The sequence below is a fragment of the Micromonospora sp. 050-3 genome, assembly GCF_046549335.1.
Classification (GTDB): domain Bacteria; phylum Actinomycetota; class Actinomycetes; order Mycobacteriales; family Micromonosporaceae; genus Micromonospora; species Micromonospora trifolii.
Window position 1 is genome coordinate 34424 of record NZ_JAJPVX010000001.1, and the last position, 12588, is coordinate 47011.

At 71.6% G+C, this 12588-nt stretch carries 15 protein-coding genes; 10 read left to right on the forward strand and 5 right to left on the reverse strand.

Going from position 1 to position 12588, the window contains the following annotated elements; all coding sequences use genetic code 11:
• The first annotated feature begins 71 nt into the window (after positions 1-71).
• Complete coding sequence (locus ACLJOK_RS00155; protein WP_410815371.1) at positions 72-473, forward strand: hypothetical protein; 402 nt, start codon at positions 72-74, stop codon at positions 471-473.
• Positions 474-593: 120 nt separating this feature from the next.
• Here ACLJOK_RS00155 and ACLJOK_RS00160 read toward each other — a convergent pair whose 3' ends face one another.
• Positions 594-812, reverse strand: a complete 219-nt coding sequence (locus tag ACLJOK_RS00160; protein ID WP_124817462.1) for a DUF397 domain-containing protein — start codon at positions 810-812, stop codon at positions 594-596.
• A gap of 69 nt (positions 813-881) precedes the next feature.
• On the opposite strand from ACLJOK_RS00160, the gene pepN reads away from it, so the two are divergent.
• Complete coding sequence (gene pepN / locus ACLJOK_RS00165) at positions 882-3398, forward strand: aminopeptidase N (RefSeq protein ID WP_410815372.1); 2517 nt, start codon at positions 882-884, stop codon at positions 3396-3398.
• 118 nt (positions 3399-3516) lie between these two features.
• Here the strand turns inward: pepN and ACLJOK_RS00170 are convergent, their stop codons facing one another.
• Both ACLJOK_RS00170 and ACLJOK_RS00175 read right to left on the reverse strand, forming a co-directional pair.
• The gene (locus tag ACLJOK_RS00170) at positions 3517-4722 is read right to left on the reverse strand and encodes an FAD-dependent oxidoreductase (RefSeq protein ID WP_410815373.1); all 1206 of its coding nucleotides are present in this window, start codon (positions 4720-4722) and stop codon (positions 3517-3519) included.
• A 187-nt stretch (positions 4723-4909) separates the two neighbouring features.
• Positions 4910-5614, reverse strand: a complete 705-nt coding sequence (locus ACLJOK_RS00175; protein ID WP_410815374.1) for a PadR family transcriptional regulator — start codon at positions 5612-5614, stop codon at positions 4910-4912.
• A 168-nt stretch (positions 5615-5782) separates the two neighbouring features.
• Here ACLJOK_RS00175 and nadD point away from each other — a divergent pair, with 168 nt between their 5' ends.
• The 5 genes from nadD to ACLJOK_RS00200 all read left to right on the forward strand — a co-directional run bounded on the left by nadD (position 5783) and on the right by ACLJOK_RS00200 (position 9234).
• Positions 5783-6379 (forward strand): nicotinate-nucleotide adenylyltransferase, encoded by a 597-nt coding sequence (nadD, locus tag ACLJOK_RS00180; RefSeq protein ID WP_410815376.1) that lies wholly within the window; start codon positions 5783-5785, stop codon positions 6377-6379.
• 110 nt (positions 6380-6489) lie between these two features.
• Positions 6490-6897 carry a ribosome silencing factor gene (rsfS, locus tag ACLJOK_RS00185; protein WP_210785344.1) on the forward strand — a complete coding sequence of 136 codons (408 nt, stop codon included), beginning with the start codon at positions 6490-6492 and terminating at the stop codon, positions 6895-6897.
• Positions 6894-7553, forward strand: coding sequence for a histidine phosphatase family protein (locus tag ACLJOK_RS00190; protein WP_238678479.1), 660 nt, complete (start codon positions 6894-6896; stop codon positions 7551-7553). Before rsfS ends, ACLJOK_RS00190 begins: the two co-directional genes overlap by 4 nt.
• Before the next feature lie 48 nt (positions 7554-7601).
• Positions 7602-8456, forward strand: a complete 855-nt coding sequence (locus ACLJOK_RS00195; protein WP_410815377.1) for a DegV family protein — start codon at positions 7602-7604, stop codon at positions 8454-8456.
• Positions 8457-8460: 4 nt separating this feature from the next.
• Positions 8461-9234 (forward strand): SDR family NAD(P)-dependent oxidoreductase, encoded by a 774-nt coding sequence (locus ACLJOK_RS00200; protein WP_410815378.1) that lies wholly within the window; start codon positions 8461-8463, stop codon positions 9232-9234.
• Between the two features lie 20 nt (positions 9235-9254).
• Here the strand turns inward: ACLJOK_RS00200 and ACLJOK_RS00205 are convergent, their stop codons facing one another.
• Positions 9255-9446: a GntR family transcriptional regulator gene (locus ACLJOK_RS00205; protein ID WP_244236754.1), complete on the reverse strand. Its 192-nt coding sequence runs from the start codon at positions 9444-9446 to the stop codon at positions 9255-9257.
• A gap of 280 nt (positions 9447-9726) precedes the next feature.
• Here ACLJOK_RS00205 and ACLJOK_RS00210 point away from each other — a divergent pair, with 280 nt between their 5' ends.
• Both ACLJOK_RS00210 and ACLJOK_RS00215 read left to right on the forward strand, forming a co-directional pair.
• Entirely contained in the window at positions 9727-9930 is a 204-nt protein-coding gene (locus ACLJOK_RS00210) for a hypothetical protein (RefSeq protein ID WP_410815379.1), read from the forward strand.
• Positions 9931-10157: 227 nt separating this feature from the next.
• Positions 10158-10532, forward strand: a complete 375-nt coding sequence (locus ACLJOK_RS00215; RefSeq protein ID WP_112604312.1) for a VOC family protein — start codon at positions 10158-10160, stop codon at positions 10530-10532.
• A gap of 98 nt (positions 10533-10630) precedes the next feature.
• On the opposite strand, the gene hemC is transcribed toward ACLJOK_RS00215, so the two are convergent.
• Entirely contained in the window at positions 10631-11566 is a 936-nt protein-coding gene (hemC, locus tag ACLJOK_RS00220; protein ID WP_410815380.1) for a hydroxymethylbilane synthase, read from the reverse strand.
• A 188-nt stretch (positions 11567-11754) separates the two neighbouring features.
• On the opposite strand from hemC, the gene ACLJOK_RS00225 reads away from it, so the two are divergent.
• The gene (locus ACLJOK_RS00225; protein WP_410815381.1) at positions 11755-12573 is read left to right on the forward strand and encodes a helix-hairpin-helix domain-containing protein; all 819 of its coding nucleotides are present in this window, start codon (positions 11755-11757) and stop codon (positions 12571-12573) included.
• Positions 12574-12588: the final 15 nt, after the last annotated feature.

Sequence of the window (12588 nt, forward strand, 5' to 3'; positions counted from 1 at the left end):
CGCCCGGCTGGCCCCTCCCAGGGGCGGCGGAACCTGGTTTGCTGCTGGTGGGACGAGCACGGGGAGGGCGGATGAGCGACAACAGATCGCCGCACTGGCGGCAGCGGCGAGCGACCGGGGCACTCGGCGGAGGCCGCGACGGGCGGTCACTGATCGGGCCGCCGCGGCGGCCCACCCGTCCGCACCGGTTCTTCACAGTGCACCTGGGCTTCACCGCGCCCGGGCCGGCCGAGGCCCGCGAGCTGGCCGTGGCATACGCGGAGGCGCTGAGCCTGCTCCGCTCGGAGGTGGCACTCGGTGCGGCCGCCCTGTCACCGGCTGACGCCTGGCAGCGGGCCGAGCGGCTGTTCTGCGGCGCGGTCGGCCCGGACGGAGAGCGTTGCGTCGACGTGGCCGACCATCCGGGCTTCCACCACGCCTCGGGCCCGGGTGGCCTCGGCTGGGGCGACGGCGACGCTCCCGGCGATGGTTGACAATCAGCCCCGGGTGGTCGGTCCGGTAGTGCGCCGGCCAGCCCGCCAGCGTGGCCGTGCCGGTGTCCCGACCACGGGCACCGGCACGGCGATCCACCGCCGACGGGTCGGCGGGCACTGTCAGTCCAGGTCGAACTCGCCGTCCTGCGCGCCGGCCACGAAGGCGTCCCACTCGGCCTGGGTGAAGACCAGCACCGGCCCGTTCGGCTCGGCCGAGTTGCGCATCCCGATCAGGTCGTCGACGAAGGCAACCTCAACGGCGCTGTCGGAGGTGTCCCCCTCGGCCCGCTGCCAGACCGCCCGAGAGAGGTCGAAGTCGCCCTTGGGGTGCTGCGCCATGGTTCTTTCCTCCAGTGCCGAGGGTCGTGTGGTGACCGGGTGCCGATCCCCATCGGGCAGGATAAGCGGATGCCGAGCCTGACCCGTGTAGAGGCGACCGCGCGTGGCGCGGCGATTACTGTCGAGTCCTATCAGGTGGACCTCGACCTGACCGGTGACGGCGACCTTTTCCGCTCCCGCGTCGAGATCCGGTTCCGGGCCACCGCCGGCGCCGCGACCTTCGTCGAGGTCAAGCCCGCCAAACTGCGCGGTGTACGCCTCAACGACCGCGACCTGGATCCCGGCCTGCTCGCCGACAACCGGCTGCCGCTCGACGACCTGGCCGAGGGGAACACGCTCGTCGTCGAGGCCGAGATGGCGTACTCCAAGACGGGGGAGGGGATGCACCGCTTCGTCGACCCGGCCGACGGCGAGACCTACCTCTACGCCGAGTCCTTCCTCGACAACGCGTCGCGCATCTTCGCCGCCTTCGACCAGCCCGACCTCAAGGCCCCGTTCACCCTCTCGGTCACCGCGCCGCCGCAGTGGATCGTCGCCGGCAACGCCGAGCTGGCCGCCAACCCGGCCCCCGGGCGTTGGGAGTTCGCTCCGAGCGCGCCCCTGGCCACGTACTTCTTCTCGCTGATCGCCGGGCCGTACCACGTCCGGCGGGCCGAGCACGACGGCATACCGCTAGGCATCTACTGCCGCCGGTCGCTCGCCGAGCACCTGGACGCCGACGCCGAGGAGATCTTCACCATCACCCGGCAGTGCCTGGACCGGTTCCACCAGCTCTTCACCGAACGCTATCCGTTCGGCAAGTACGACCAGGCGTTCGTGCCCGAGTTCAACTCCGGCGCGATGGAAAATCCGGGCCTGGTCACCTTCCGCGACGACTACGTGTTCCGTTCGGCAGTCACCGACACGCAGCGCGAGCAGCGGGCCGGGACCATCGCCCACGAGATGGCCCACATGTGGTTCGGCGACCTGGTCACCATGCGCTGGTGGGACGACCTGTGGTTGAACGAGTCCTTCGCCGAGTACCTCGGCACCCGGGTCACCGCCGAGGCGACCCGCTTCGACCAGGCCTGGACCACCTTCGCCATGCGGCGCAAGGCCTGGGGCTACGCCGCCGACCAGCGGCCCTCCACCCACCCGATCGCCCCGCAGGAGGTCGTCGACGCCGAGGCGGGCCTGCTCAACTTCGACGGCATCTCGTACGCCAAGGGCGCCAGCGTGCTGCGGCAGATGGTCGCCTGGCTCGGCGACGAGGCATTCCTCGCCGGCCTGAACGCCCACTTCGCCGCACACCGTTTCGGCAACGCCACCCTCGCCGACCTGCTGGCCAGCCTCTCCACCAGCAGCGGGCGGGACCTGTCCGACTGGGCCGAGCTGTGGTTGCGCCGGCCGCAGGTCAACACACTGCGTGCCGAGGTCGCCGTGGACGCCGACGGCCGCTACACCGAGGTGGCAGTGGTGCAGACCGCGCCCGAGTCGTACCCGGTGCTGCGCCCACACCGGATCGGCGTGGGCCGCTATTCGACGGACGGCACCGGGCGGCGCGACGAGGTGGACATCGACCCGAACGCCGACGGGGGCCGCACCGTGCTCGGTGCGCTGACCGGCGAGCCGGCGGCCCGGCTGTTGCTGCTCAACGACGGTGACCTCACCTTCGCGAAGGTGCGCCTCGACCCGGCGTCGGCGGACGCCGTCCCGCAGGTGCTGCCCGGTCTGACCGACCCGCTGGCCCGGGCGGTGCTCTGGCGCGAGGCACTGGACGCGGCGACCGACGGCGAGCGGCCGGTCACCGGCCTGGTCGATCTGATGGCTGCCGCGCTGCCCGTGGAGACGGAGGTGATCATCGCGGAGGACGTGCTGACGCTCAGCCGGTCCCTGGTCGACCGCTACCTCGACCCGCTGACCCGCTCGACGGCGCTGGCCAGGGTCGCCGGGACGTGCCAGCGGCTGCTCGACGGCGCGCCGGCCGGGGAGTCGTTGCAGCTCGCCGCCGCACGGGGTTGGATCGCCGCGACCACCGACGCTGACCTGCTCGTCGGTTGGCTCGCCGGCCGGGACGTGCCGGCCGGTCTGAAGGTCGACGCGGAGCTGCGCTGGGCGGTGCTGCGTCGCCTGGTGGTGCTGGGCGCCGCCGGCGAGGCGGAGATCGCCCTCGAGGCCGCCGCCGACAACAGCTCGACGGGCGCGGAACGGGCCGCCCACTGCCGGGCGGCACTGCCCGACCCGGTGGCGAAGCAGGCCACCTGGGAGATCATCGTGCGGGACACCGAGCTGTCCGGTCGGCTGCTGGAGGCGATCACCGAGGGGTTCTGGCAACCCGAACAGGCCGACCTGACCGCCGCGTACGTCGATCGGTACTTCGCGGAGATGCCGGCCGCCGCGCACCGGCGTACCCCCTGGACGGCCGACCGGGTGGCCGCCCTGGCGTTCCCCCGTTACGCCGTGGCACAGCCCACCCGGGAGGCGGCCGCGGCGCTGCTGGCCCGCGACGACCTGACCCCTGGCCTGCGCCGGGTGGTGACCGACGCCGCCGACGATCTGCGTCGCGCGCTGGTCGCCCGGACGGCGGTGGCAGCCGCCTCGGCCTGACCGCTGAGCAGCGCGGCCTGACGCCGCAGGCTGGCCCGGCGCGGGTGGCCCGTGCCGTCCTGGCCCGACGCGAGCTGGCCGCTGCGGGGTGGCTGGTCGGCCACCCCGCAGCCACAGCTCAGCGCAGGGCGGGCTCCGCCGTGACCGGCGCGTCCCAGTCGATGACGTAGCGCTGTTCGTCGGCGACGGTCTTCTCCGGGTCCAGCACCGTGCGCACCATCAGCGGCATCAGCAACGGCATCAGCGTCCGCGCGACCGCACCGGGGGCCTTCGCGTGGTTGATCCGGGCCGCACGGGCCGCGACTTTCTCCACCCGGGTACGACGCAGTCGCACGTACGCGGCGAACGCCGCCTGAACGTCCGGCAGGTCGCGCAGGCAACGGGCGAGTTGTACAGCGCTCTCGATGGCCAGTGACGCGCCCTGCCCGGAACTGTTCGACGGCGCGTGCGCCGCGTCGCCGACCAGCACCATCCGGCCCCGATGCCAGTGCGGCACGGGCGGCATGATCTGCAACGACCCGACCACCTGGAGGTCGTCGGCGTTGCTGGTGGCGATCAGCTCCCGGCCCGGGTCGTCGTCGCCGTAGGTGGCGCGTAGCGTGTCCAGCCACTGCTCCGCCGGCACCGCCCGGGCCTCGACGAGGCTCATCGGCCGCTGCTGCGGCAGGTTGGCCCCCCACCGGGTGCCGCCGCCGGGCTCCGGCCAGTACAGGTAGTAGCCGCGTCGGCCGAACGCGAACGTCATGGTGCCCGGCTCGGCGTCCACCTCGTGCCGGGCGACCGCCTCGAAGCCGAGCAACCCGGTGAACCGGGGGCCGGGCGCGGCAGGGTCGATGAGCCCCCGGACCGTGGAGCGGATCCCGTCCGCGCCGACGAGGATGTCGGCGGTCGCGGTGCTGCCGTCCTCGAAACGTGCGGTCACGCCGTCGCCGGTCTGCTCGGCGTCGACCAGCCGCTTGCCGTACGCGAACGGCACGCCCTCAGCGAACGCCTGGTCGTGCAGCACCTGGTACAGCTCGGCCCGGTGCACCACGTGCAGCGGTGGCACCCCGGTCAGCGTGGGCATGTCGATGCGGCGGCGGCCGACGGCCAGAGCGCTGCGTTCGATCGGTGTGGCGATCGCCGTCACCGCCTCGTGCGCGCCGACCGTACCCAGAGCCGCCACGCCGTTGGGCGCGAGGGCGAGGGTGCCGCCGATGCCGCTGGCCGTGGTCGGGTACGCCTCGTAGACGGTTGCGGTGATGCCCGCGCGGCGCAGCGCGAGCGCTGTCACCGGCCCGGCGATGCCGCCGCCGATGACGATCGCGGTTCGTACAGTGGTCATGGTCTCTCCCTGGGTGGTCGTTGGCGCGCTGGCGCACGGACCTGGTGTGGTCGGTGCGCGGGCGCGCGGACCTGGGAGGGAGCCCGGTTATCCTCGTGGTTGCCGCTTCGGGCCGGGTGCCTTCCCAGGCGTCGGTTCGGGGTCAGGGCCCCGGTGAGGTGTTGGCGCACCTCGCCGGGGCCGCTTTTCAGCCGGTGCTGTCGGTGCTGGCCTCCGGGGTGTTGGTCGTTGGGGTGTCGGGGCTGGCCTCCGGTGTGAGCGTCTTCTCGGCCAACTCGGTCAGCTCGGCCGGCATCTCGCCGGTCTCGTGGAAAGCCCGCCAGGCGCCCAACCCGGGGTAGCTGCCCGAGGTCAGCTCCGCGAGCAGTGCCCGCAGCCAGGCCACCTCCGCGTCCCGCATGGCGAGGTCGTACTCCGACTCGACCAGGAACAGCCGTGGAATCTCCCGCAGGTGCGCGTCGAGCGTCTCGCGGTCCTGACGGATCGCGGCCTCCAGCAGGTCGAGCCGTTGCCGCAGCAGGCCGGTGGCCTCGTCGGGGTGCAGCGCGGCGAGCACTGACAGACCGGCCCGGAAGCGGGGATGCTCCGCCATGGGGGTGGAGACCAGCTCGCGGGCCCAGTCGACCAGCTCCGCCCGCCCCGCGCCGGTGATCCGGTAGACGGTGCGTTCCGGGCGTCGGCCCTCGCGCACGCTCTCCACCGCCTCGATCAGGTGGTGTTTGTCCAGGTTGCCGATCACCGTGTAGAAGGACCCCCACTTGAACTCCATGTCCTGGTCCTTGCCCCAGGCGCGCAGTGCGGTGGCGATCTCGTACGGGTGCATCGGTCGCTGGGCCAGGGCGGACAACACGGCCAGCGCCAGCAGGTTGCCGACCTTGCGGCGCTTCGGCACGATGAACCCCCTTCACTCGTCGACGGTTACTCGCCAACGAATATACGCCGACGCGTGGGATGCTGCGACCCCCCTGTCGAGCGGATCACCGCCGGGCTCGAGTGGGGTGACGTACGGCGGGTGCCGGGCCGGGACGGTCGGCCACGACGTTCGGCCTACGATCATTGGGTGGAGGAAGATATCCGGCGGATCGGGATCATGGGTGGCACCTTCGATCCCATCCACCACGGGCACCTCGTTGCGGCCAGCGAGGTGGCGGACCGGTTTGGCCTGGACGAGGTGGTTTTCGTACCCACCGGGCAGCCGTGGCAGAAGGCCGACGAGCCGGTCAGCCCGGCCGAGGACCGGTACCTGATGACCGTGATCGCCACCGCCTCCAACCCTCGCTTCCAGGTCAGCCGGGTCGACATCGACCGCGGTGGGCCCACCTACACGGTCGACACGCTGCGTGACCTTCAGGCCGAGTACGGCCCGAAGGTGCAGTTGTTCTTCATCACCGGCGCGGACGCTCTGCAACGCATCCTGTCCTGGAAGGATCTGGACGAGATCTTCGAGTTGGCCCATTTCATCGGCGTGACCCGGCCCGGTTTCCCGCTGAGTGACAAGCACCTCCCGGCGGACACCGTCAGCCTGATCCAGGTGCCCGCGATGTCCATCTCGTCGACCGACTGTCGCGCTCGCGTCGCCCGAGGTGAGCCGGTTTGGTACCTGGTCCCCGACGGTGTGGTGCAGTACATCGCCAAGCGGAGCCTCTATCAGCGCTGAGCGCATCCGTTATGCCCAGGTTCGTGGCGCTAACCGACCAGAACTGGACGATCGGGGTGCCGCCGGGTATGAGACGCTTGGAGGATCGCACGCTTGATCGAAGGAGAACGGTGACGATTTCCGAACGCGCTCACGAGCTGGCTATCGCGGCCGCCCAGGCCGCCGCCGACAAGAAGGCGCAGGACATCACGATCATCGACGTCGGCGACCAGCTCGCCATCACCGACGCGTTCGTGCTCGCCGCTGCCCCCAACGAGCGTCAGGTGCTGGCCATCGTCGACGCCATCGAGGAGAGCCTGCTGGAGCTGCCGGACAAGGCGAAGCCGGTGCGGCGCGAGGGCGAGCGTGGTGGCCGTTGGGTGCTGCTCGACTACGTCGACATCGTGGTGCACGTCCAGCACACCGAGGAGCGCGAGTTCTACGGGCTCGACCGCCTCTGGAAGGACTGCCCCACCATCCCGTTCGTCGACCGCGACCTGGTCGAGGCCGACGCCAGCGGGTCCGCCGCAGCCGAATGACCCGACTGATCGTCTGGCGGCACGGCAACACCGACTGGAATGCCGCCAACCGCGTTCAGGGGCAGACCGACGTACCCCTCAACGAGATTGGTCGCGACCAGGCTCGCGCCGCCGCGCCGCTGCTCGCGGCGCTGCGGCCCGACGCGATCGTGGCCAGCGACCTGAGCCGCGCCGCGGAGACCGCCGCCGCGCTCGCCGCGCTGACGGGTCTTCCGGTACGCACCGACGCGAGGCTGCGCGAGCGGCACTTCGGTCAGTGGCAGGGTCTGCACCTCACCGAGGTCGCCGAGCGCTTCCCCGAGGAGTACGCGCGCTGGCGGGCCGGCGACCCCGACCCGGGCGCGGATCTGGAGCCCCTGCACGACCTCGGCGAGCGGGTCGGTGCCGCGCTGCGGGAAGCAGCCGACGCGGCCCCGGGTGGCACCGTGGTGATCGCCACCCACGGTGGCGGCTCCCGACAGGGCATCGGTCACCTGCTCGGCTGGGACACTGCCGTGCTGCGCACCATCGGCTCCCTGGCCAACTGCCACTGGAGCGAGCTACGGCACGACGACCGCGCGCCGGTGGTCGGCCGTCCGCAGGACGTCAGTGGCTGGCAGTTACGGGCGCACAACGTCGGCCTGGTCACCGCTCCGGTAGCCGCCGACGCGATCTGATCGCTCGCGCTTCGGCGTTGGGGGTCTCGATCGGCTAGCGTGCCGGGCATGCCCGTCGCGGTTGTCATCGACTCCACCGCCTACCTTCCGCCCGAGCTGGTGCAGGCGCACCGGCTGACCGTCGTGCCGTTGACCGTCGTACTCAACGGCGCGGAAGGGCTGGAGGGGGTGGAGACCCAGCCGGCCGACGCGACCCTGGCGCTGAGCGCCCGCCGGGTCACGGCGACCACCTCCCGCCCGGCACCCGAGCAGTTCGCCCGGACGTACCGCCGACTGCTCGACGCCGGCGCCGACGGGATCGTCTCGGTGCACATCTCCGCAGCGCTGTCCGGCACGGTGGAGGCTGCCCGGCTCGCCGCCGCCGACCTGGACGGCCGGGTCGAGGTCGTGGACAGCCGCTCGACGGGCATGGGGCTGGGCTTTCCGGCCATCGCCGCCGCCACCGCCGCCGAGGCCGGCGCCGACCTTGCCGCTGTACGCGACGCGGCGCTCGCCGCCATCGCCCGCACCACCGTCTGGTTCTACGTCGACACGCTGGAGTTCCTTCGCCGGGGCGGCCGGATCAACGCAGCCGAGGCGTTGGTCGGCACGGCTCTGTCCGTCAAGCCGATCATGCACATGCCGGATGGGGCGATCGTGCTGCGGGAGAAGGTCCGCACCGCCAGCCGGGGAGTGGCCCGTCTCGTGGACCTGGCAGTCGAGGCGGCCGACGGCGACGACGTGGATCTCGGGGTGCACCATCTCGCCGCGCCCCAACGGGCCGAGGCGTTGCGCGCCGCGCTGACCGAGCGGTTCGGTGACCGGCTGCACGACACGTACGTCTCCGAGGCGGGTGCCGTCGTCGCCGCGCACGCCGGGCCGGGCCTGGCCTGCGTGGTCGTCCACCGCCGACCGGAGACCTGAGCCGGTGCACACGTCGTGCGTGGTGACCGGCGGCGGTCGCGGTGTCGGCCGGGCTGTGGTGGAACGGCTGGTGGCGACCGGCGCCACCATCGTCGTCCTGGAGCGCGACGCCGACGCGCTCGACTGGCTGGCCGACCATCCGGCCGCCGATCGGCTCGTCGCGGTGGTCGGCGACGCCGCCGACGAGCAGGTCGCGGAGCGCGCCGCCGAGCTGGCGGACCACGCCGCGCCGCTGACCGGCTGGGTGAACAACGCGGCGGTGTTCCGCGACGCCACACTGCACTCCGCGTCGGCCGACACGGTGCTGGACCTGATCGGGCTGAACCTGCGCCCAGCCGTGGTCGGCGCCGCGGTCGCCGTCCGCCGCTTCCTGGCCCGCGCCGCCGGCGGCGCGATCGTCAACGTCTCGTCGCACCAGGCCGGTCGACCGGTGTCCGGTGCCCTGCCGTACGCCACGGCGAAGGCCGCCGTGGAAGGGCTGACCCGGGCGCTGGCCGTCGAGTACGGGCGGCACGGAATCCGCGCCAACGCGGTCGCGCTCGGCTCGATCGCCACCGAGCGGCACGCCGAATTCCTCGCCACCCAGGAGCCCACCCAGGCGCAGTGGATCGACGCCGAGCTGACCCGGCTGCACCCGGTGGGTCGCATCGGGCGGGCCGAGGAGGTGGCCGAGGCGGTCGCTTACCTGCTGTCGCCCGCGGCGAGCTTCGTCAACGGGGTGACGCTGCCGGTGGACGGCGGACGGGCCGTACTCGGCCTCGACCCAGAGGCCCGCTGAGCGCCTAGATCGCTCGGCTTCTAGCTGTCGGCGACGAAGACACCCTGGCCCTGCTGGCCGTAGATCAGGTTCCGTTCGTGCAGCTCTTTGACGGCTCGATAGGCCGTTGAGCGTGCCACGTTGTACAGCTCACCAATCTCGGAAACCGATGGCAGTTGTTGGCCAGGCGAGTATTCGCCCGAGCGGATCTTCTGCTCGATGTCATCCGCCACGCGGCGGTAGTGCGGTGGTCTCGTCGGCATGGGCGGCTCTCCCGGACTTCAGCGGAGATCATGTTTCCAGCCCGGGCGTGATCGGGACAAGGCGGCAACGCAGCAAAGTGGAGATAGTGAGAACTTGACTACACTGAGACAGTGGATACAGTGAGACAGTGACCGGGTGCTCCTGGACTTCAGCACTCCTGAGGTATCCGGTCTGCCCGCCCTGAGGGAGCGCATCGCAAGGCCTCGGCCCCCAGGGCGGGCTACTTCGGACCGGGTGGAGGCGCCGAACATGCCAATCGATGAACCGGTGTCCACGGCGACCGAACTGTTCATTGCCAAGCGGGTGCTGGATGCTCACTGGACCCGGGCGCTCGACCGGCCGTGGCGGGCGGGCGGGTGCCTGGAGTGCCGAGGACACAGCGACTGTCGACAACTCGACTGGGCGTTGGCGCTCATGGCGGAAGTCGCTTCGGTCATGCTCCAGAAACGGTGAATGAGATCTCCCGCGCCACTGTGTTAGCCTCCGTGCGCGCCCCAGATGGGCCTACCCCCGGAGGTTCTGGCTACTTCAGCCACCACGCCGAGATCGATGCGATGTACGCGTCACTCGTGCGGGATCCGGGGCGTCGGTGCCCTCGGGGCTTCGTCATCTGCGTGGCTGGGTGAACGCTGTGGGCCTCCGGTCGGGTCTTCGGATCGACCGGGAAGAAGACGGTACGGATGACAGTCACGTTCAACCACACCATCATCGCCAGCAAGGACAAGAGCGCCTCGGCCGCGTTCTACCGAGAGCTGTTCGAGCTGCCGGAGGCGCCGTCGTGGGGGCCGTTCGCCAACGTCCAGCTGGACGAGGGTGTGCTGCTCCAGTTCGCCGAGCCGCCGGTGGACATCCAGATGCAGCACTACGCGTTCCTCGTCGACGACGAGTTGTTCGTGCGGTGCCTGGCGTTCGTCGAGGGACGTGGCATCACGTACTGGGCCGACCCGCAGCTGAAGCGGGAGGGGGAGACCAACACCGAGCACGGTGGGCGGGGCTTCTACTTCTTCGACCCGGCCGGCCACGCCATCGAGATCATCACCCGGCCGTACCTTTAGCAGGCCCGTCGGCCGACAACCTCGCTGCTGAGCCTCGTGGGTCGTGGGGTAGCCGTTGTCGACAACGTACGGCCCCGAGGGCCGACAACAGCGGACGGTCAGGCGTGCGCGGGCAGGTCGAGGAGGTCACGGGCGCCCTGCCGGAGCAGGGCGGCGGCGACGGAGGTCCCGAGGGTGATCGGATCCGCCGCCCATTCGTGTACGTCGAGCACAGTCTTACCGTCGAGGCTGATCACCCTTGCCCGTAGGCCGAGGCGGCCGTCGGGTTCGGTGCGGGCGAGCGCAGCGATGGGGGAGTGACAGTTCCCCTGCAGGATGTGCAGCATGGTCCGCTCCGCCACGGTCTCCCGCCAGGCCCGTGGGTCGCCGAGACTGGCTGCCAGGTCACGGGTGCTGGTGTCGTCTTCCCGGCATTGCAGGACCAGGGTGCCGGACCCGACGGCCGGGACCATCGTGTCGACGTCGATCGGGTGGGTGATGCGGGCGGCCTGCCCGATCCGCTCCAGCCCGGAGAACGCGAGCAGCAGCGCGTCGTACCTGTCCCCGGCGTCGAGTTTGGCGAGCCTGCTGTTCGCGTTGCCCCGGATGGCCACCGGCACCAGGTTCGGCCAGTGCAGCGCCAACTGGGCGACCCGCCGGACGGCGGAGGTGCCGATCCGGGTACCGGGGGGCAGTTGGTCGATCCGTAGCCCGTCCGCGTGCACGAGGCAGTCCCGGACGTCGTCGCGGGCCAGGTAGGCGGCCATCACGGTGCCGGCTGGCGCCGGCCGGTCTCCGGGTACGTCCTTGACGCAGTGCACCACCAGGTCCACATCCCCGGCGATCAGGGCGGCGTCCACCTCCTTGGTGAACGCCCCCTTGCCGCCCAGGGCGGCCAGGTCACCGTGCCAGCGGTCCCCGCTTGTCGACATCGACAGCACGTCCACAGTGACCTCGGGGTGCCGATCGGCGAGCATCGCGCGGACCCGCTCGACCTGGGCGAGAGCCATCGGAGAGTTGCGGGTGCCGATGCGCAGCAGGCGGGAGTCGGGCATACCGCCGAGGGTAGTCCGCTCGCTGCGGGCGTCCGCGACCAGAACGGCCGCCCAGGCCACGCGCCGTAGTTCGAGTCCTCACATAGCAGATCGGGGCATGATCAGGGCATTGTCCACAGTGGTGGTGGTTGTCCACAGGATGACGCCGTCACTCTCCACCGTCCCGGCCGCCGCCATAGCGTCGCGCTGTGTCGGACGACGAGGAGACAGAGGTACGCCAGCGCCTGCGCCGGCTGACGGAAGCGGCTGTCGCGCCGCCGCCCCGGCCGGAGGCGCCGCTCACGGGCGTACCCCCGTCGTGCCTGGACGTGCTGTCCTCGCAGCCCGCGGGGCTGGTCGCGGAGCCGACATCGGACGGTCTTGCGGTCCCGCCCGAGCCGCGGCTACCCGGCCCCGGGGCGTTCGACCCTGGGCGGCGCGGCGTGCGGGCGTTGGCGGTGGTCGCCGTGGTGGTGGTAGTGGGTGCGGCAGGTTGGGCCTGGCAGGCCCGGCCGCAGTCGGAGCCGGTCGCCCCGCTGGTCACCGAAACCGCGTCGGCCGCGCCCTCGGGTGACCCCAGCGTGTCCAGCTCCGGCGAGGTGGTGGTGGCGGTCGCGGGCAAGGTCCGAAAACCCGGCTTGGTACGCCTGCCGGCCGGATCCCGGCTCGCCGACGCGGTGCAGGCGGCCGGCGGCGCGCTGCCCGGGGTCGACGTGGCGCTGCTCAACCCCGCCCGCAAGGTCACCGATGGCGAGCTGATCGTGGTTGGGGTGACGCCACCGCCGGTGCCGGGCGGTGCGGCCGGGCCCGCAGCGGGCGGCGCGGCACCCGCCACCGGGCCGCTGAACCTCAACACCGCGACGCTGGCGCAGCTCGACGCGCTGCCCGGGGTGGGGCCGGTGCTCGCCCAACGGATCCTCACCTATCGAGACGAGCACGGCGGGTTCAAGTCCGTTGGCGACCTACGCCAGGTCGACGGGATCGGCGATGCACGTTACGAGCAGCTCAAGGACCTGGTGACGGTGTGAGCGAGTCGGCCGTCG

Coding starts and splice junctions, on each gene's coding strand:
- ACLJOK_RS00215 (WP_112604312.1), top strand. CDS start 10,158: ATGACAGTCACGTTCAACCACACCATCATCGCCAGCAAGGACAAGAGC.
- ACLJOK_RS00210 (WP_410815379.1), top strand. CDS start 9,727: ATGCCAATCGATGAACCGGTGTCCACGGCGACCGAACTGTTCATTGCC.
- ACLJOK_RS00195 (WP_410815377.1), top strand. CDS start 7,602: ATGCCCGTCGCGGTTGTCATCGACTCCACCGCCTACCTTCCGCCCGAG.
- ACLJOK_RS00160 (WP_124817462.1), bottom strand. CDS start 812: ATGGCGCAGCACCCCAAGGGCGACTTCGACCTCTCTCGGGCGGTCTGG.
- pepN (WP_410815372.1), top strand. CDS start 882: ATGCCGAGCCTGACCCGTGTAGAGGCGACCGCGCGTGGCGCGGCGATT.
- ACLJOK_RS00190 (WP_238678479.1), top strand. CDS start 6,894: ATGACCCGACTGATCGTCTGGCGGCACGGCAACACCGACTGGAATGCC.
- ACLJOK_RS00170 (WP_410815373.1), bottom strand. CDS start 4,722: ATGACCACTGTACGAACCGCGATCGTCATCGGCGGCGGCATCGCCGGG.
- ACLJOK_RS00155 (WP_410815371.1), top strand. CDS start 72: ATGAGCGACAACAGATCGCCGCACTGGCGGCAGCGGCGAGCGACCGGG.
- hemC (WP_410815380.1), bottom strand. CDS start 11,566: ATGCCCGACTCCCGCCTGCTGCGCATCGGCACCCGCAACTCTCCGATG.